At 58.4% G+C, this 16,384-nt stretch carries 17 protein-coding genes; 1 reads left to right on the top strand and 16 read right to left on the bottom strand.

Features of this window, described 5'->3' with window-relative positions; genetic code table 11:
* Positions 1-2 precede the first annotated feature (2 nt).
* The 4 genes from HMPREF1627_RS04110 to HMPREF1627_RS04095 all read right to left on the bottom strand — a co-directional run bounded on the left by HMPREF1627_RS04110 (position 3) and on the right by HMPREF1627_RS04095 (position 6,304).
* The gene (locus tag HMPREF1627_RS04110; RefSeq protein ID WP_034501360.1) at positions 3-938 is read right to left on the bottom strand and encodes a carbohydrate ABC transporter permease; all 936 of its coding nucleotides are present in this window, start codon (positions 936-938) and stop codon (positions 3-5) included.
* Positions 935-1,846, bottom strand: coding sequence for a carbohydrate ABC transporter permease (locus HMPREF1627_RS04105; protein WP_034501358.1), 912 nt, complete (start codon positions 1,844-1,846; stop codon positions 935-937). The genes HMPREF1627_RS04110 and HMPREF1627_RS04105 overlap by 4 nt, the downstream gene beginning before the upstream one ends.
* Positions 1,847-1,920: 74 nt before the next feature.
* Positions 1,921-3,336, bottom strand: coding sequence for an extracellular solute-binding protein (locus tag HMPREF1627_RS04100; protein ID WP_034501357.1), 1,416 nt, complete (start codon positions 3,334-3,336; stop codon positions 1,921-1,923).
* 124 nt (positions 3,337-3,460) lie between these two features.
* Positions 3,461-6,304 (bottom strand): glycoside hydrolase family 2 TIM barrel-domain containing protein, encoded by a 2,844-nt coding sequence (locus tag HMPREF1627_RS04095; protein ID WP_034501356.1) that lies wholly within the window; start codon positions 6,302-6,304, stop codon positions 3,461-3,463.
* 114 nt (positions 6,305-6,418) lie between these two features.
* On the opposite strand from HMPREF1627_RS04095, the gene HMPREF1627_RS04090 reads away from it, so the two are divergent.
* On the top strand, positions 6,419-7,441 hold the full coding sequence (locus HMPREF1627_RS04090) for a LacI family DNA-binding transcriptional regulator (RefSeq protein WP_034501355.1): 1,023 nt from the start codon (positions 6,419-6,421) through the stop codon (positions 7,439-7,441).
* On the opposite strand, the gene glmM is transcribed toward HMPREF1627_RS04090, so the two are convergent.
* The 12 genes from glmM to HMPREF1627_RS04030 all read right to left on the bottom strand — a co-directional run bounded on the left by glmM (position 7,438) and on the right by HMPREF1627_RS04030 (position 16,307).
* Entirely contained in the window at positions 7,438-8,787 is a 1,350-nt protein-coding gene (gene glmM, locus HMPREF1627_RS04085; protein ID WP_034501353.1) for a phosphoglucosamine mutase, read from the bottom strand. The genes HMPREF1627_RS04090 and glmM overlap by 4 nt on opposite strands.
* Positions 8,788-8,964: 177 nt before the next feature.
* Positions 8,965-9,456, bottom strand: coding sequence for a 30S ribosomal protein S9 (gene rpsI / locus HMPREF1627_RS04080; protein ID WP_009408809.1), 492 nt, complete (start codon positions 9,454-9,456; stop codon positions 8,965-8,967).
* A 44-nt stretch (positions 9,457-9,500) separates the two neighbouring features.
* Positions 9,501-9,944 carry a 50S ribosomal protein L13 gene (rplM, locus tag HMPREF1627_RS04075; protein WP_019126481.1) on the bottom strand — a complete coding sequence of 148 codons (444 nt, stop codon included), beginning with the start codon at positions 9,942-9,944 and terminating at the stop codon, positions 9,501-9,503.
* 225 nt (positions 9,945-10,169) lie between these two features.
* Complete coding sequence (locus HMPREF1627_RS04070; RefSeq protein WP_034501350.1) at positions 10,170-11,156, bottom strand: tRNA pseudouridine synthase A; 987 nt, start codon at positions 11,154-11,156, stop codon at positions 10,170-10,172.
* Positions 11,144-11,893: an ROK family protein gene (locus HMPREF1627_RS04065; RefSeq protein WP_034501348.1), complete on the bottom strand. Its 750-nt coding sequence runs from the start codon at positions 11,891-11,893 to the stop codon at positions 11,144-11,146. The genes HMPREF1627_RS04070 and HMPREF1627_RS04065 overlap by 13 nt, the downstream gene beginning before the upstream one ends.
* A gap of 131 nt (positions 11,894-12,024) precedes the next feature.
* Positions 12,025-12,606, bottom strand: coding sequence for a 50S ribosomal protein L17 (gene rplQ / locus HMPREF1627_RS04060; protein ID WP_034501347.1), 582 nt, complete (start codon positions 12,604-12,606; stop codon positions 12,025-12,027).
* A 41-nt stretch (positions 12,607-12,647) separates the two neighbouring features.
* A complete protein-coding gene (locus tag HMPREF1627_RS04055; RefSeq protein WP_034501346.1) occupies positions 12,648-13,646 on the bottom strand; it encodes a DNA-directed RNA polymerase subunit alpha in 999 nt (332 codons plus the stop codon).
* A gap of 151 nt (positions 13,647-13,797) precedes the next feature.
* Positions 13,798-14,205, bottom strand: coding sequence for a 30S ribosomal protein S11 (gene rpsK, locus HMPREF1627_RS04050; protein WP_009408802.1), 408 nt, complete (start codon positions 14,203-14,205; stop codon positions 13,798-13,800).
* Between the two features lie 55 nt (positions 14,206-14,260).
* The gene (rpsM, locus tag HMPREF1627_RS04045; RefSeq protein ID WP_009408801.1) at positions 14,261-14,635 is read right to left on the bottom strand and encodes a 30S ribosomal protein S13; all 375 of its coding nucleotides are present in this window, start codon (positions 14,633-14,635) and stop codon (positions 14,261-14,263) included.
* Positions 14,636-14,776: 141 nt separating this feature from the next.
* A complete protein-coding gene (gene rpmJ / locus HMPREF1627_RS04040) occupies positions 14,777-14,890 on the bottom strand; it encodes a 50S ribosomal protein L36 (RefSeq protein WP_003790577.1) in 114 nt (37 codons plus the stop codon).
* A gap of 43 nt (positions 14,891-14,933) precedes the next feature.
* Positions 14,934-15,155, bottom strand: a complete 222-nt coding sequence (infA, locus tag HMPREF1627_RS04035; protein ID WP_034501345.1) for a translation initiation factor IF-1 — start codon at positions 15,153-15,155, stop codon at positions 14,934-14,936.
* Positions 15,156-15,326: 171 nt separating this feature from the next.
* Positions 15,327-16,307 carry a type I methionyl aminopeptidase gene (locus HMPREF1627_RS04030; RefSeq protein ID WP_034501344.1) on the bottom strand — a complete coding sequence of 327 codons (981 nt, stop codon included), beginning with the start codon at positions 16,305-16,307 and terminating at the stop codon, positions 15,327-15,329.
* Positions 16,308-16,384 lie beyond the last annotated feature (77 nt).

Genomic DNA, 16,384 nt, shown 5'->3' with positions numbered 1-16,384 from the left:
GTCTAGAACTTCAATCCGCCGTCTTCGATTCCACGGAAGAAGTACTTCTGCGAGAAGGCGAAGACTACAACGACAGGAACCAATGCAACGACCGCGCCGGCCAGGACCAATTGATAAGTCGTTCCCTGAGCAGAGTTTTGGATTGCGGTAAGTTCCAGCATCAAAGTGTGCTTGTCGTTGTCGACCAGCATGAGTAGTGGGAAGAGGAAATCCGACCAAGCGCCAATGAAGGAGGTCAGTCCCACGACCGTGAGAGTTCCACGAACTTGAGGAAGGAAGATCCTCCAGAAGCGCGCCCACTCTCCTGCCCCGTCAATCAGTGCTGCATCTTCAATTTCTTCGGGGATCCCAAGGAAAGCTGCGCGCATCATAAGGATCTGGAAGGGGCCAATCATGGCGACCATCCACACACTGGTCAGGGTCTTGTACGTGCCGATGGACACCATCATCGAGTACAAGGACAGCATGATCGATTCGAAGGGGAAGATCATCGCAGAGAGGACGACGAAGTACATGATGTTGCGGCCGGTCCATCCTCGCCGCGAGAGCATGTATCCACCCAAGCAGGACAAGATGATGTTAGAGATGACCGTCAGCGTTGCGACGATCACCGAGTTCCCAATCGCGCGCAGGATCGCAGTTTGCTTAAACAATGTGCTGAAAGCTGCAAGCGACCACGTCTGTGGGAAGATCGTGGCACCTTGACCGAACACCGACTCCCCCGGAGCTTTGAATGCTGCAAGGAGAGGAAGCAGAAGCGGTCCCACCATGAGAATCGCGACGACGACCAGCGTGATGTAGCGCAGGACAAGGCGAGAACCTTTGAGCTGGCGCGATGCAACGTTGCGCGATTGGTGCTCAAGCTTGCGAGCCTTACGCCAACTCGCGAACTTTGACGAGGCCGTGGCTGGGCTGGTTGAAGAAACTGCGGTGCTCATTGGTCTTCAGCCTTCCTCTGGAGTTTCTGGGAGGCGATGATGAATCCGAAAGTGATGAGGAAGAGGCAGACCGAGGCTGCATCGCCCTTACCTAAAGACCCATATGTTGGATCGGTCCAGTCTCGGATGTACATGGTCAAGGTCTTTGTCGGGGAGGCACTTCCACCAAGGAGGTAGACCTCGGTGAAGATCTTGAGGCAGCCAATGGTTGTGAGTGTCGCGACCAAGAACATCATGACTTTGACGCCCGGAACAGTGACGGTGAAGAAACGACGGACGCTTCCTGCCCCGTCAAGCTCGGCGGCCTCGTAGAGGGATTTATCGACGTTCGCAAGAGCGGACAAGTAGAGAATCATGTAGTAGGGCAAGCCCTGCCACAGGGTAATGAGCATCGCGCAAAAGAGGATGAGCCATTGGTTTGAGAGGAATGGGACCGTATCCATTCCCCACGAGGTCAAGAGGTTATTTACCGGTCCTCTTTCATTGAGCAGGTAGCGCCAAGCCAAGGAAATGACAACGAGCGAGGAAACCGCAGGCAGGTAGTAGAGCGCGCGGAAGAATCCGATGCCCGGAACATAGGACTTGACTAGTAGCGCAAGGAGAAGAGGGAGAAGCACCATCAAAGGGACAACGCAGACCGCGTAGATCAGCGAGTTGCGAAGAGAAGCCCAAAATTCCGCGTCGTTCAGAACGTAGGTGTAGTTCTCGATCCCGATGAAGGGACCAATTTTTCGCAGCGGTTTTGTTTTTGTGAAAGAGACGAAAACCGTTGTAATGAAGGGATAAATGTAGAAAGTAATAATGGCCAAGACCGGGAGTGTAATCCAGATCCACGGCATCCATCCCGGGCGGAAACGCGCGGCCCCATTAAGAGATCGACTTGGGGCACGTCCTGTACGCGACGACATTGTCAGGTCCTTCGGTGCTGTTCAAGGGTTTTGCCGGGGCGAAACCGTCATGTTTCGCCCCGGCAAGGGGTAGATCATTCGCCCAGAGCCTTGAGCTTCTTGTTCATCTGATCTTGTGCAGTCTTCAGAGCGGTCTTCGGGTCGACCTCTCCGCGGATTGCCTTGTTCACATTCTCAACCAGACTGTCCTGAACAGCACCGGTGGTGTAGAAGACGTCGGTGTAGGCCTCGGCGTCCTTTGCAGCCTTTGCGGCTTCTTCGTAAGCGGCCTTGAAGACCGGGTCGTTAGCGATCTCCGGCGGGTTGGCAACGAGCTTGTCAAGAGCGCTTGTTGCTGCCGGGAAGATGATCGCACCACCGTCGTGGGTCCATGCGTATTCGTTCTCAGCGTTGGTGATCCACTCGGCGAACTTCATTGCCAAAGGAGCGTTCTTGGTCGAGACGGATACGCCGATGTACTGGCCTTCGAAGACCGGCTTGATTCCGGGGTTGGTCGGGAAGGGGCCGACACCGGTGTTGTTGTAGACGGTCGCGTTGTTTGCCTTGACGGACTTGAGGAAGGAAGCGTTCGGGGTACCGAATGCGAGGTTTCCATCGGCGTATGCCTTGCCCGGATCGGGTTCGCCGGTCAGTGAGTCCTTCGGGATTGCACCGCTCTTGTAGAGCTCGGAGAGGCGGGTCACATACTTGATGGCCTGCTCATTGTCAGCAAAGTTGAACTCGGTCTTGTCAGCATTCATCAGGCTGACACCCATTCCGTGCAGCTGGGCGGTCATGTACCACTGCGGGGAGCCGTAGATACCGTAATCGCCCTTGCCGTCCGCTCCGACCTTAGCGGCGTAGTCAAACATCTCTTCCATGGTCTTGGGAGAAGTGTTTTCATCCAAGCCTGCGCGCTTGAAAACTTCCTTGTTGTAGGTGGTGATGTAGGGGCCGAAGTACCACGGAAGTGCGGTGTGGTGCTTGTTTGCGCCCAGCTCGGTCGAGTCCCAAATGGTCTTGACGAACTTGTCACCAATACCGGGAGCCTTCACATCGAAGTCCATGAGGAGGTTGGACTTGGACAGGGCCAGGATGGTGGAGGAAGGAACGTTCACAACGTCTGCCATCTGGCAATTGGTTGCCTGAGCAGTGATGGTCTGGTCGAATTCGGCGCCACCTGCCTGATCAGTCCACTTGATCTTGACACCGGGGTTAGCGTCCTCAAATTCCTTGATCTTCTTGGTGAAGAAGTCGCCGAAGTCGGTCTTGAGGCCCTGGGTCTGGAAGGTGATTTCGCCTTCGACCTTCGAGGTGTCGATCTTCGAATCATCGAGATTCGTTGCGGGGATATCACAGGAAACATCGGGCTTGGGGATAGAACCCGATGCGGCTCCGCCGCTTGCAGAACTTGAGGAAGAGTCGCTGCTGCCGTTCGAGCAGGCGCTCAATCCTAGAGTGCTCACCATGGCCAGGGCGACGACGCCAGCGGCCATCTTTTTCTTCAACATGCGAAACCTCCATTGGTTCGTGTCGTAGATCGATATGAATACCGAATCACTAACTATCTCGTGTTAGTTGATAAGCCTAGGCTACCGTTGAGAACCTAGCTTTACGTTGCGTAGCGGATAATTGTTATAGATCCGTTACACAAACAATGAATTCGATGACAAACGGATTCATCCGAGCACCGAATTCGGGGCGCGCATCAGGGCCACACGAGCGAGTCCCGATGCCATCTTGAATGGCATCAAGCCAAACAAAAGTCCGATTCGAATCCGGCAAATCTTCCCAGTGCCCGGCCTGTGCAAGTTCTTGTTCACTCCACGGCGAGGCGCTCCACCCCACCTCGCTTCGAGGAACGATCGTGAGCGCACGGCCTTCCCCACGCAGCTCGAGGACCTTCAGTCCCGGTCGATGCCCGCCTTCTTGAGGCTTGACGCCCACATCCCATAGCTCCTCGAGCTTCGCGCACCCAAAACCATCTGGATTGACGCCAGGCATATCCGCATAAGCGATATCCGTCTCCCCTACCCACGAGGCCGTCCACCCCGTTTCGGGGATGCGCAGACGAACCCCTGCGCGAGGGATGCGCTCGGGCCAGTGCCCGTAGGGGGTCATTTCAACCTTGACGGCGAGGCAACTTCCCGGCAGTGCAGCACCCGCAGATGCGCCTCCGGTTTTTCCGTCTACGGGAGTAAAACTCCAGCGAGCCTCAAGCCCAAACTGTGCAGCAGGTGGCGCCCAGCGTTCAATCAGCACTCGCGCTCCATGCTCACACGAGCTTCCGTGCCAGGTCCTGCACAGAAGGTGCAAACGCGCCATTTCCCATCGCTGGGCATGAGAGACTCCCCATTGCCCGGTCCCTGTTCCCAGCGGCCCTAGATCATCAGAAGAAATCCCCCAGTAATCGACGGGACCGCGACCGCGATCGTTGTCCGTCGGTGCTCGATAGACACTAATCTCCATCGAGATCGGAAGCCCGCCCAAACTCTCCACGCGCCCACGATCATCAAACACGGCGCCACACTCGGCCTCGCCAGTGGGAAGGAGGGAAGAAGCTGCGAGGGCCAGACCACGCAAGCGCTCCTCAGCCTCGCCCCCCGATTTCTGCGCACGCTCACGAAGAATTGGCGCATCGGGAGCAAGCGCACGAATCCATGCCCAGGTCCCCGCATAGGGACGCGACAGCGCATCGACTAAGCCATCGCAGACGAAATTCCCATCATGGACGTCCTCGCCAAAATCGCCGCCATAGGCAAGAGAACGACGCCCGTCAGGAAGAGTGCGCCACAGCGCATGGTCACGCCACTCCCACACGAAGCCTCCAGCGTGGCGAGGATGACTCATTTGCTGGGCATAAGCGGCGGCTCCACCGGGGCCAGTTCCCATCGCGTGGAGATACTCGCACATGATGTAGGGAGCACTGCGAATACGTTCTTTCGCGGCGTCATCCACAGTCGCACTTGCATGGCTTGGGACAGCAACGGGCGCATGCTTGTCCGTATCGTCGAGCACCGCAGCGACTTCTTCAAGCGTCGGATACATCCGCGAGTAGATATCGACGTACTCCATTGCGTGGTCGCCCTCGTAGTGGACGATCCCGCGCCCGCAGGTGCGTTCGTGGAGCCAACGTGCGGACGCTGCCAAGTTACGTCCCGTTCCAGATTCGTTCCCCAGGCTCCAGCAGAAAATGCTGGCATGATTCTTGTCGCGCTCAAAGGCGCGTTCGGTGCGGTCAAGGTAGGAGGCTTCCCAGCGCGGATCATCGGAGGGGTTATCAATCCACGTGCGATTACCCTCAAAACCGTGAGTTTCAATATCCCCCTCGAGCATGACCCACAGTCCAATTTCATCGGCCAGATCAAGCAGGTGTGGGTGAGGCGGGTAATGAGAGGTTCGGATCGCATTGATTCCCATCGACTTCATGAGTTCAAGATCGATGCGCGCAAATTCTTCGCTGAATACCCTTCCCTCGTCGGCGCGAATTTCATGGCGATTGACACCATTCAGCGTCAGGGGCTGCCCATTGGCACGCAGCACGCCATCAACGATTTCGACCCTTCGGAAACCGAGGCGTAGATGGCGCTCTTCCGTCAGGCAGCCTCCCTCCCCCACCGCTTGCACGCGCGCGGCGTAAAGTTTCGGGGATTGCGGGCTCCACGCCTGGACAGTTCCGAGGCCGATGTTTTCGCTCCGGTAGCGACCATCCTCCCCTCGCGCGAGCGTCAGCACTGAGGTACCGAGGCCCTCGATGTCCAGATTCGCTTCAAGCGTTTCGCTTTGCGCTCCGCGCACTCTCAGCTCGAGGGCCGCAAATCCTTGCCCGGCCTCATAATCAGTGCTAATCCACAGATCCTCGATTGAAAAAGCGGGGAGATAGCGCAGCGAAACTGAGCGGAAAACTCCGGGAAGCCACCACTGATCCTGGTCCTCAAGATAGGATCCCGCGCTGAACTGATGGACGCGAAGAGTCACCGTATTTTCACCGGGGACAAGCGCCTGGGTGATGTCGAATTCATGGGCGAGGCGTGAACCGCGAGCCATTCCGATCCATTGCCCGTTGACCCAGACAATGATCTGGGATTCAACGCCCTCGAAGCGCAGGCGGATCTGGCCTCCCGAGGAAAGCCACGACTCTGGACACACGAAATGTCGCGAATAGTCACCGACAGGATTATCTTCCGGGGGGAAAGGCGGATCCACAGGGAAGGGGAAATCAACGTTGGTATAGGCGGGAGCACCCCAGCGTCCATCTCCTCGAAGAACCCAGTGGCTTGGGACATCGATCGTCTCTTCACCTGATACGAGAGGAAGGGGAAATGCTTCTTCGGGATTCGCGCTGGGATTGGGATCAACACGGTGATAGATGAATGCCCAGCGGCCGTCGAGGCTCATCTGCCCTGGATCATCAGTGAGATACGCGCGAGCAGGAGAAAGTGCTCCCACACAAGGTGCGTATGAGGGCATAATTTTCATGATGAGCCTTTCAGGTGAGTCAACATTGAAACTCCTAGCAGTACACAAAGACTAACACGTTATAGTTGTTGTGTTAACACGCTTTTATTCCACCGCAAATCAGGAGCAGGAAGAATGGAACGAGCAACGCGGGCCGATGTGGCCCGAGCAGCAGGAGTTGCTCCTTCGACGGTTTCTTTGGTACTGAACGGCCGCGGACCAGAAGTGAAGATCGCGCCGGCAACAATTCAAAGGGTCCAAGATGCCGCGCGAGACCTGAACTATATTCCTAACGCTGCTGCACGTTCACTTCGGCGCGGCAGTTCTCGCCTGATCGCCCTACTCATGGCAGAACTCCCAGATAATCCTTTCGTTCCCGTCGTTCACACGGTTCTCACAACCGCCATGATCGAAATCCAAAAGCGCGGATACTTACTTCTTCCACTCTTCCAGTCAAGCAACGACCCCTCAGATGCGCAGACAATTCGCTCCGTCTTAGGGGACACACAATTAGCAGGGGTCATCCGGGAAACGACCTCCGCAGAAAGCTTCACATCGACGCTTCTGGCAAACCTTGGCATCCCGATCGTTGCAATGTCGATGATTAATACGGAAGACACTCAAGGGGCCAGTGCCCTCGTGAGCATTGATGAATGCGCAGGGGTGAAAGAAATCCTCAGTGAGCACCTGAACGTGGGCAAGCGCGGACACGCAGTTTTTCTTGCGGGACCGAATACCAATCACTCACGCCAGCTCCCCCTTGAAGCCGCCTTCGGCACGGGTTTCACTTTGCTTTCACTTCCCGATTGGGATGCCTCGAGCGCATACCAGGCAGCCCTGCGCCTTCTCTCAGACAACCCAGATATCACCTTGATCGCCGTCGCCGATGACTCGCAGGCACCGGGCGTGTTCCAAGCCGCCACCGATCTTGATCGCCGCGTTCCACAAGACCTTTCCATCCTGGGATTTGGTAATCAAGAACCCGCGAGTAGCCAAGCCCTCGGCCTCACAACCGTCGAGTGGCCGCTGCGCGAAATGACGCAGGGCGCCGTTGAGGCGATGATTTCGGCGATCGAAAAGCCTCGCAAAGCGAAAAAAGCCCAGCGACTCACCGTCCCCACTCGCGCGGTTTGGCGTTCCTCAGTCGCCCGTCCTTAGAGCGAAAGGTTTTCCTTCACAACATCAGCCAAACGCGAAGCCACGCCATCAGCTTGCGCCTGCGTCGCTGCCTCGACCATGACGCGAACCAAAGGCTCGGTACCGGAGGGGCGCAGCAGCACGCGTCCGGTATTACCCAGCACGGCCTCGGCAGCGGCGACGGCCTCGGCCACGACCGGGTCTGTATTCGCGCGAGAACGATCCACTCCCCCAACGTTGATCAGGGTCTGCGGGAGGCGCTTGATGAAGCTGGTGAGGTCAGCCAGGTCTCGACCAGATTCCTTCACCATGCGCGCGAGCAGGAGCGAGGAGAGGATACCGTCACCGGTCGTCGCGTACTTCTTCGCAATGATGTGCCCGGACTGCTCGCCGCCCAAGGAGTAGCCGCCCTCGAGCATCGCTTCGAGCACGTAGCGGTCACCAACTCCGGTCTGAACCGTCTGAATACCAGCCTCCTGCATGGCAAGAATCAAGCCGAGATTCGACATCACCGTAACAACCAGAGTGTCCTTGGCAAGCTGGCCTTCATCGCGCATGTGGACAGCCAGTGCACCCATGATCTTGTCGCCGTCAACAATGTTGCCATCGCGGTCCACAGCCAAGCAGCGGTCGGCGTCGCCATCGTAAGCAACGCCGAAATCGGCCTCGGAGGCAACGGTCAGCGCCTGAAGCTGCTCGGGATGGGTCGAGCCGGCCTTGTCATTGATATTCCGGCCATCGGGGGCAGCATTAATGACAACGGCATCGGCACCCGCCTGACGGAAGGCTTCGGGAGCGAGGAAAGACGCACCACCATTGGCGCAGTCAACCGCGATGCGTAGACCATGAAGGTCTGTACCCAAGGAGGTCATCAAGTGCTCAATGTAGGACTTTTCCGCCCAGTCATCGTCATATTCGACCTCACCAACGGCGGCGCCAGTGGGACGATCCCAAGGAGTATTGAGGAGCTCTTGGATTTGGTCCTCGACTTGGTCAGGGAGCTTGTAGCCGCCGTGCGCGAAGAACTTGATGCCGTTGTCGGGCATAGGGTTGTGCGAAGCGGAGATCATGACGCCCAGATCGACTGGGGACGAGGCCGTCAGGTGAGCAACGGTCGGAGTGGTGACGACACCAACGCGGACAACGTCCATTCCGGCACTTGCCAAGCCCGCCGCCAGCGCGTGGTCGAGGAATTCGCCGGAGATTCGTGTATCGCGACCGATGATGGCTTTTAGTTTGTGTCCCGAGGCCGGGCGTCCCGAAATCGCCAGGCGAGCTGCCGCTTCACCCAGTTCCAGTGCGAGGGGCGCGGTCAAATCAACATTTGCCAGTCCGCGTACGCCGTCAGTTCCGAACAACCTGGTCATCGGGGTTCCTCCCGCTCGAAAATTAATCCACCGCTATTCTAGCTGCTCACTGTTCACTCAATCGATTGACCAGCAAGCAACATTGCAGGAAAGCAAGCAGAGAACAAGGCATTCCGAATACAAAAAGTGTGGCCCCAATCTTCCGATTGGGGCCACACCTTGAAGTAAAGGCGAAGATCAGCGCTTCGAGAACTGCGAAGCCTTGCGTGCCTTCTTGAGGCCTGCCTTCTTACGCTCAACAGCGCGGGCGTCGCGGGTCAGGAAGCCAGCCTTCTTCAGTGCGGGGCGGTTCGCGTCACGATCGATCTCGTTCAGTGCGCGAGAGATGCCCAGGCGCAGCGCGCCGGCCTGGCCGGAGATGCCGCCACCATTGATACGAGCGATCACATCGAAGCGACCGTCGATATCAAGCAGGGTGAAGGGGGACTTCACGAGCTGCTGGTGCAGCTTGTTCGGGAAGTAATCTTCAAGAGTGCGTCCGTTAATGGTCCACTGGCCGTTGCCGGGAACCAGGCGAACACGGGCAACGGCTTCCTTACGGCGGCCAAGGCCCGCGCCGGGCGCGGTGATGGACTGACCAGCACCAGCAGGCGCTGACTCAGTCTCTGTGGTGTAGGAGCTGGGGACAACTTCCTCATCCAGCTCAAGAATCTCGGTGGTCTCAGCCACAGTTCTCCTCAGTGCAGTTCGTTGGGCTCAGAAGCGCGACGCGCTCACTGGGCGACCTGGGTGATTTCGTAGGGAATCGGCTGCTGGCCGATGTGCGGGTGCTCAGCTCCGGCGTAGACGTGCAGCTTCTTGAACTGCGCGCGGCCGAGGCTGGTGTGAGGAAGCATGCCACGGACTGCCTTCTCAACTGCGCGTTCAGGACGCTCAGCCATGAGATCGCGATAACGTGTTGCACTCAAACCACCGGGGCGACCGGAGTGGCGGTAGGCCATCTTCTGGTCGAGCTTCTTACCGGTGAGGGCAACCTTGTCCGCATTGATGATGATGACGTAATCGCCCATATCAAGGTGAGGGGCAAACGTCGGCTTGTGCTTCCCACGAAGGATAGCGGCAACTTGAGCCGCCAGGCGGCCGAGGACGACGTCAGTGGCGTCGATGACGTACCACTGCTTGTCGGCATCCGCCGGCTTAGGTGAATAGGTGCGCACGGGCGTAACCTTCAATTCTTTCTGTCATGGGGCCTAGCATCGAGTGCTCGACGCACCGGCCCGCTATGAAACGGTTCCGCGAGGCATCAGCCGAATTTCTTCTCCGGCGAGTGGGAAGGCACCAGAGGTCCAGCTGACACACAGCACCTGTTAGTTTATGCGTCTGCTGCGCTCCGGGTCAAAGCGCAGGCCAGAGTGTGGCTAATTCCTCAAATCGTTTCTTGCTCAACCAGCGCAGCAATTGCCACCCATGGCCCACTCTTCAACGCTTCCATCGAAGGCGAAGCCACGAATCCGGCGAGTGCGGTGTACCTGCGCACTCCACTCGGCCTCGTCGGGATAGCTAACGGATTCCAAAGTCAGCCCGTGCGCGGGGGCAATGGGGGCCGCGTCCTGGCGCGAGGCATTCTCGAGCAGTTGCGCGGGCCATGTCTCCTCGCGCGCTCCCCTACCGACTTCAATAAGGGCACCGACAAGAGAGCGAACCATGGAGTGACAGAAGGCGTCAGCGCGCACGTGACACTCAAGTACGCCGTTTTCCTGGGCCTCGGGAGCAATGCGTAACTCACGCAGTTCACGAATCGTCGTCGCACCCTCGCGCGGGCGGCAATACGCAAGGAAGTCATGCTCACCCAGCAACGGTTGCGCCGCACGGTTCATTGCCTCGACGTCAAGGGCGTGGGGGACCTCGCACACATCCCAGCGCCTGGCTAAAGGAAGCTTCCCTTCGGGGGCGAGGCGGTAGGTGTAGGAGCGCTCAAGGGCGGCGAAGCGCGCATCGAAGTCAGTGCTCACGACGCTCACGCGATCAACGCGCACATCACTGGTTCCTCGAGGAGCCTTGAGCCCACTGCCAATAATGAAATCAACATACGCACGCCCGAGAAGGGAGTTCACTCGCCGCTGGAGAGCATCCGCACACGCTGCGTGCAATTCCCCTTCATCGCTGGGTCGATTCTTCTCCCTCACGAGGCCTCGGAAAGCCTCCGGGGAGCAGTCGAAGTGAGCAACCTGGTGACGTGCGTGCACTCCCGCATCGGTCCGCCCCGCGACGGTGAGCGTCATGCTGTGGCGAAGAATCGTCTCGAGTGCGTGGGTGAGAACTCCTTGAACAGTGCGCAAACCATCTTGGGCAGCCCAGCCGTGAAAGAAAGTCCCATCGTAAGCGAGGTCGAGACGGATCCTCAGCGGGGCAGATTCTAGAGTTCCCATGAGCGCACTCCCCCAATAATTCCCGCGTCGTTGGGAACGATGATGACATCATCCCCAAGCTTTTCACGTTGCGAAGGAACAATGCGCTTAGAGTTTCCCCCACCCAAATACAGGCGATCCCACATGTACATGGGGCGCAGGCCCTCAACGACGCGGCGGACGCGACGTGACCAATGCATATCGCCCAATCGCAAGCGTTCGTGCTCGCCGATGTAGTCGTCATAGGTGAGTCCCCAGCGAATCGGCCCCTGGGAGACTTCAACGTGTGGGGCAAGGCGTCCGCCGTCAAAAACAGCGTTTCCAAGACCCGTGCCCAAAGTGATAATCATTTCGAGGCCTCGGCCGGTCACAACACCCGCACCCGCGACTTCTGCATCATTGAGGACTTTCGTGGGCAGACTCAACGCCTTCTCCAACGCACCTGCCATATCAAAGTGATCCCACAAGGTGACAAGTTCAGGGACAACGCGAGAACGGGGACCATCTTTGGTGATGTAGTGCGGAGTGGCGATGACAATGCCGTGGCGAATCATTCCCGGCATTCCAAGGGTGACTCGATCGGCAGCCGGAAGCTGCGAGGCCAATTCGACGACAGTGTCGACCAAGAGCTGCGGAGGAAGAGGATAGGGAGTCGGAGTGCGTTTGGGCGGAGCGACCATTGTTCCAAGGGAATCCAATACGGATGCTTTGATTCCGCCGCCGCCACAGTCGACAGCCAAGGTCATCTTACGAGTCATACGTACAGGCTACAGCCACCACCGATTTTCATCCTGAAGAGGCAAGAAATACAGGGGAAATAGGCATAGCACAAGGGCCGGGCACCACAGTTGTGGTGCCCGGCCCTGAAAAGTCGCTTACGCGAGCGTGGTCACTTCTCTTCTTCGACCTGCTCGGCGGCGTCAGCTTCTTCGCCGGCCTCGGCTGCGATTTCTTCAGCCTCGTTAGCCTTGGCGAGGTCACCTTCTTCACGAGCCTCTTCGGCGCGCTCTGCTGCTGCTTCTGCGGCTTCCTCAGCTTCTGCTGCAACTTCAGCAGCAGCGGCCTTTTCGGCAGCCTTCTCAGCAGACTTCACGACTGCCTTCTTCTCGACGGCCTCCATGCAGAACTCAATCTGCATCATGGGGGCATTGTCGCCCTTGCGGTTGCCCAGGCGGGTCAGACGGGTGTAGCCGCCCTTACGCTCGGGGTCAAGAGCAGGAGCAATGACGTCGAACAGGGTGTAGAGCGCATCGCGGTCGGTGATGACGCGTGCAACGGTACGGCGAGCGTGGATGTCGCCACGCTTTGCCTTGGTCACGAGCTTCTCAACGAAGGGGCGCAGGGCCTTAGCCTTGGCCTCGGTCGTGGTCAGAGAGCGGTGTTCAATGAGCTGAGTCGCGAGGTTCTTGAGGATCAGCTTCTGGTGTGCCGGGCTTCCGCCCAGACGAGCACCCTTCTTGGGGGTGGGCATTTTGTCTCCTAGGAATTTATGCGTCCACCGGACGCAGCATGTCAGATGGACTGGTCGTCGCTGAAGTGGATAGACCCGGATTCGCTGACCTCACCGGAGGGCAGGACGGAATCCTTCAGGGTCATACCAAGGGTTGCAAGAGCTTCCTTGATTTCTTCAATCGACTTCGTTCCGAAGTTGCGAATGTCAAGCAGATCCGCCTCGGAGTGAGCCACGAGCTCGCCAACAGTGAGGATTCCGCGGCGACGCAGGGCGTTGTAGGAACGCGACTGCAGGCCGAGGTTCTCAATGGGCAGCGCGAGGTCGGCAGCGAGAGTGGCATCGGTGGTCGAGGGACCAACTTCAATGCCTTCGGCTTCCTCGTTCAGTTCGCGCATCAGACCAAAGAGCTCAACCAAGGTCTTGCCAGCGGAGGCAACGGCGTCACGCGGGGTGATTGCCGGCTTGGTTTCGACATCGATGATCAGGCGATCGAAGTCGGTGCGCTGCTCAACACGCGTTGCCTCGACCTTGTAGGTCACCTTGACAACGGGCGAGTAGATCGAATCGATCGGGATGCGGGAAATCTCAGCCTGAGGATCCTTGTTCTGAGCTGCCGAAACGTAGCCGCGGCCACGCTCAACAGTCAGCTCGATCTCCAGCTTGCCCTTCTCATTCAGGGTTGCCAGGTGCAGATCGGGGTTGTGAATCTCAACGCCGGCCGGAGGGGTGATATCCCCTGCGACGACCTCTCCCGGGCCTGCCTTGCGCAGGTACATGACAACAGGCTCGTCATTCTCGGAGGAGAGAACGATCTGCTTGATGTTCAGGATGATCTCGGCGACGTCTTCCTTCACGCCCTCGATCGTGCGGAACTCGTGAGGCACTCCATCAATGCGGATGGAGGTCACAGCAGCGCCGGGGATCGACGAGAGCAGGGTTCGGCGCAGGGAGTTACCCAGCGTGTAGCCGAAACCGGGCTCAAGGGGCTCCAGGATGAAACGGGAGCGCAGTTCGCTGACCTTCTCTTCGGTCAGGATGGGTCGCTCTGCAATGAGCACGTCTTAGTCCTTTCTTCCCGGCGCCCGCCATATGACGCCGGATAGGGGTCCCGCATTGCGGGGAAAAAGGTAAGGACGAGGCCACGGATTCTTTTGTGATCCCGCCCAGACGTGGGGGGTGGATTTCCGTCGGATTTCCACCCTCCGGGGCTCAGACGCGACGACGCTTCGGGGGACGAGCGCCGTTGAATGCCTGGGGCGTCACGTCCTGGATCGAGCCAACTTCCAGGCCAGCAGCCTGCAGCGAGCGGATCGCGGTCTCACGGCCGGAGCCGGGACCCTTCACGAAGACGTCGACCTTCTTCATGCCGTGCTCCTGAGCGCGACGCGCGGCAGCCTCGGCGGCAAGCTGAGCAGCGAAGGGGGTCGACTTACGCGAACCCTTGAAGCCCACCTGACCGGAAGAGGCCCAGGAGATCACTGCACCGGTGGGGTCAGTGATAGAAACGATAGTGTTGTTGAACGTCGACTTGATGTACGCGTGTCCGTGAGTAACGTTCTTTGAAATCCGGCGGCGCGGCTTGCGTCCAGCGCCGGAACGAGTGGTCTTTGCAGCCATTACTTTCAGTTCCTTCGAAGTCGTGTTGTATCAGTCCACACAGGACTGAGTGGCTTTACTTAGCCTTCTTCTTACCTGCAACGGTGCGCTTGGGGCCCTTGCGGGTACGCGCATTGGTCTTGGTGCGCTGACCGTGGACCGGCAGGCCACGACGGTGACGAAGTCCCTGGTAGGATCCGATCTCAATCTTGCGACGGATATCTGCCTGAACCTCACGACGCAGATCGCCTTCCACCTTAAAGGTGTTCTCGATGTATTCGCGCAGCTTGACGAGGTCTTCCTCGGTAGCATCCTTCACGCGAAGATCGGGGCTCACGCCGGTGGCCTCGAGGGTCTCCTTGGCGCGGGTGCGTCCAACTCCATAGATGTACGTGAGCGCGATCTCCATACGCTTTTCGCGAGGGAGGTCGACGCCGGCAATACGTGCCATGTTTATGCTCCAAATTGTTCATCGGAGGTCGTCACCACTCCTCCCGGGTGAGCCACCCGGCCCCGGCCTCCGAACCGAGGGTCGCGCAAGCGCGTGTGGAATGATGCTGCCGGATTGCTCCGGCGTTTTCACAGCGAGGGATCAGCCCTGACGCTGCTTGTGCCTGGGGTTGTCACAGATGACCATGACGTTGCCGTGGCGACGAATCACCTTGCACTTGTCACAGATCTTCTTGACACTCGGCTTGACCTTCATGGTGTGTACCTCCGCTACCCGCGGGTAGCTTGTGTCGGTTTGTTCACTTGTAGCGGTAGACGATGCGGCCTCGGGAGAGGTCGTAGGGGCTCAGCTCGACGACCACACGGTCCTCGGGCAGAATGCGGATGTAGTGCTGACGCATCTTGCCGGCAATGTGGCCAAGCACGATGTGTCCATTGCTCAATTCCACGCGGAACATCGCATTCGGCAAGGCTTCGACAACCGTGCCTTCGATTTCGATGACGCCGTCCTTCTTCGCCATATCCTCCGTCTATCCTCTACTACTTTTTCGGAATCGGGCGGCCACAGGCCGCTCGGGATGGTCTTTGAAAACAGGCATACTGATCCCAAAGACACGTCCAAGGGTCGAGCCTACGCTATTTGAGGCCCTCTTGAAAAGCCGGAGACAATGTCTATCGCCTCACGCTTAATGTCAGTCGAGGCTGACCGGGGTCACGCCGAAGGGCGCTAAGCCAGCCACTCCCCCATCGATCGCACTGAGAATACTGATGCCATCGTCGAGGATCGCCACGGTATGCTCCCACTGAGCGGCATCCGAACCGTCAACCGAACGCACGGTCCAGTCATCGTTTTCTGTCAGCGTCTCAATATCACCGGTCGTCAGCATCGGTTCCACAGCAAGCACCATTCCCGGACGCAATTTCGGCATGAGCCCGCGCACGCGATAGTTCAGGACCTCCGGGTCCTGATGCATCTTTGTTCCGATGCCGTGCCCCGTGAAGTCCTCAATGATTCCCGCTTCCCAGCCCAAGTCTTCCGCGCGTTCAGCAACGACGCGCTCCACGGCCTCGCCGATCGCGCTTACACGCCTACCGTGCGCGACGGAAGCAAGCGCGGCCCACAAAGCCTCGCGCGTCACCAGGTCCAGCTCACGCCTGCGCGCGACGCTCCCCTGCTTCGATACCACTGCCGAGGCCTCGGCCGGCGAGGACGCACCTGCTGCAGGAAGTGCGCTACCCCAGCGCTTGCCTGCTCCGGGGCCTTGGTGGCGGCGCACCCAAGTGGCGGCAAAGTCCTCGTCGCTCGTGAATTCGTCGCCAATGACCAAGGTGAAGGCAGCGTCACCGTGCCACTGCTGGCCAGAGCGCTCGAGCCATGCGCCACAGTCAAAGCTCACGATGTCACCGGCGGCAAGCTTGTACTTTCCTGGGATGCCATGGACGATAACGTCATTGGGGGAAATACATACGGTGGCGGGATAACCGTAGTAGTTGAGGAAATTCGAACGAGCACCACAGCGGCGGATCGCGTCGGCACTCACTTCATCAAGTTCAGCAGTCGTGATACCAGGGCGTGCTGCTTCACGCAGGCTGCGGTGAATTTCTGCGACGACAAGTCCAGACTCACGCATCCACTTCATCTGGTCGCGAGTTTTGTATTCAATGCGAGACATGCTGTTTCCTTCAGATAAAAATTATGGGGCGCGATGGTCGTTTGCCACCGCGCCCCAGTTTTGCGTCAACGCCACAT

Origin of the sequence: Actinomyces sp. S6-Spd3, assembly GCF_000758755.1 — a bacterium.
Taxonomy (GTDB): domain Bacteria; phylum Actinomycetota; class Actinomycetes; order Actinomycetales; family Actinomycetaceae; genus Pauljensenia.
Note: the sequence above shows the minus strand (reverse complement) of the source record. Positions and strands in the feature narration are given on the sequence as shown.

Coding starts and splice junctions, on each gene's coding strand:
- HMPREF1627_RS04095 (WP_034501356.1), bottom strand. CDS start 6,304: ATGAAAATTATGCCCTCATACGCACCTTGTGTGGGAGCACTTTCTCCT.
- HMPREF1627_RS04100 (WP_034501357.1), bottom strand. CDS start 3,336: ATGTTGAAGAAAAAGATGGCCGCTGGCGTCGTCGCCCTGGCCATGGTG.
- infA (WP_034501345.1), bottom strand. CDS start 15,155: ATGGCGAAGAAGGACGGCGTCATCGAAATCGAAGGCACGGTTGTCGAA.
- HMPREF1627_RS04110 (WP_034501360.1), bottom strand. CDS start 938: ATGAGCACCGCAGTTTCTTCAACCAGCCCAGCCACGGCCTCGTCAAAG.
- HMPREF1627_RS04070 (WP_034501350.1), bottom strand. CDS start 11,156: ATGGGAACTCTAGAATCTGCCCCGCTGAGGATCCGTCTCGACCTCGCT.
- rpsM (WP_009408801.1), bottom strand. CDS start 14,635: ATGGCACGTATTGCCGGCGTCGACCTCCCTCGCGAAAAGCGTATGGAG.
- rpmJ (WP_003790577.1), bottom strand. CDS start 14,890: ATGAAGGTCAAGCCGAGTGTCAAGAAGATCTGTGACAAGTGCAAGGTG.
- HMPREF1627_RS04090 (WP_034501355.1), top strand. CDS start 6,419: ATGGAACGAGCAACGCGGGCCGATGTGGCCCGAGCAGCAGGAGTTGCT.
- rpsK (WP_009408802.1), bottom strand. CDS start 14,205: ATGGCTGCAAAGACCACTCGTTCCGGCGCTGGACGCAAGCCGCGCCGC.
- rplQ (WP_034501347.1), bottom strand. CDS start 12,606: ATGCCCACCCCCAAGAAGGGTGCTCGTCTGGGCGGAAGCCCGGCACAC.
- HMPREF1627_RS04030 (WP_034501344.1), bottom strand. CDS start 16,307: ATGTCTCGCATTGAATACAAAACTCGCGACCAGATGAAGTGGATGCGT.
- HMPREF1627_RS04105 (WP_034501358.1), bottom strand. CDS start 1,846: ATGTCGTCGCGTACAGGACGTGCCCCAAGTCGATCTCTTAATGGGGCC.
- glmM (WP_034501353.1), bottom strand. CDS start 8,787: ATGACCAGGTTGTTCGGAACTGACGGCGTACGCGGACTGGCAAATGTT.
- HMPREF1627_RS04065 (WP_034501348.1), bottom strand. CDS start 11,893: ATGACTCGTAAGATGACCTTGGCTGTCGACTGTGGCGGCGGCGGAATC.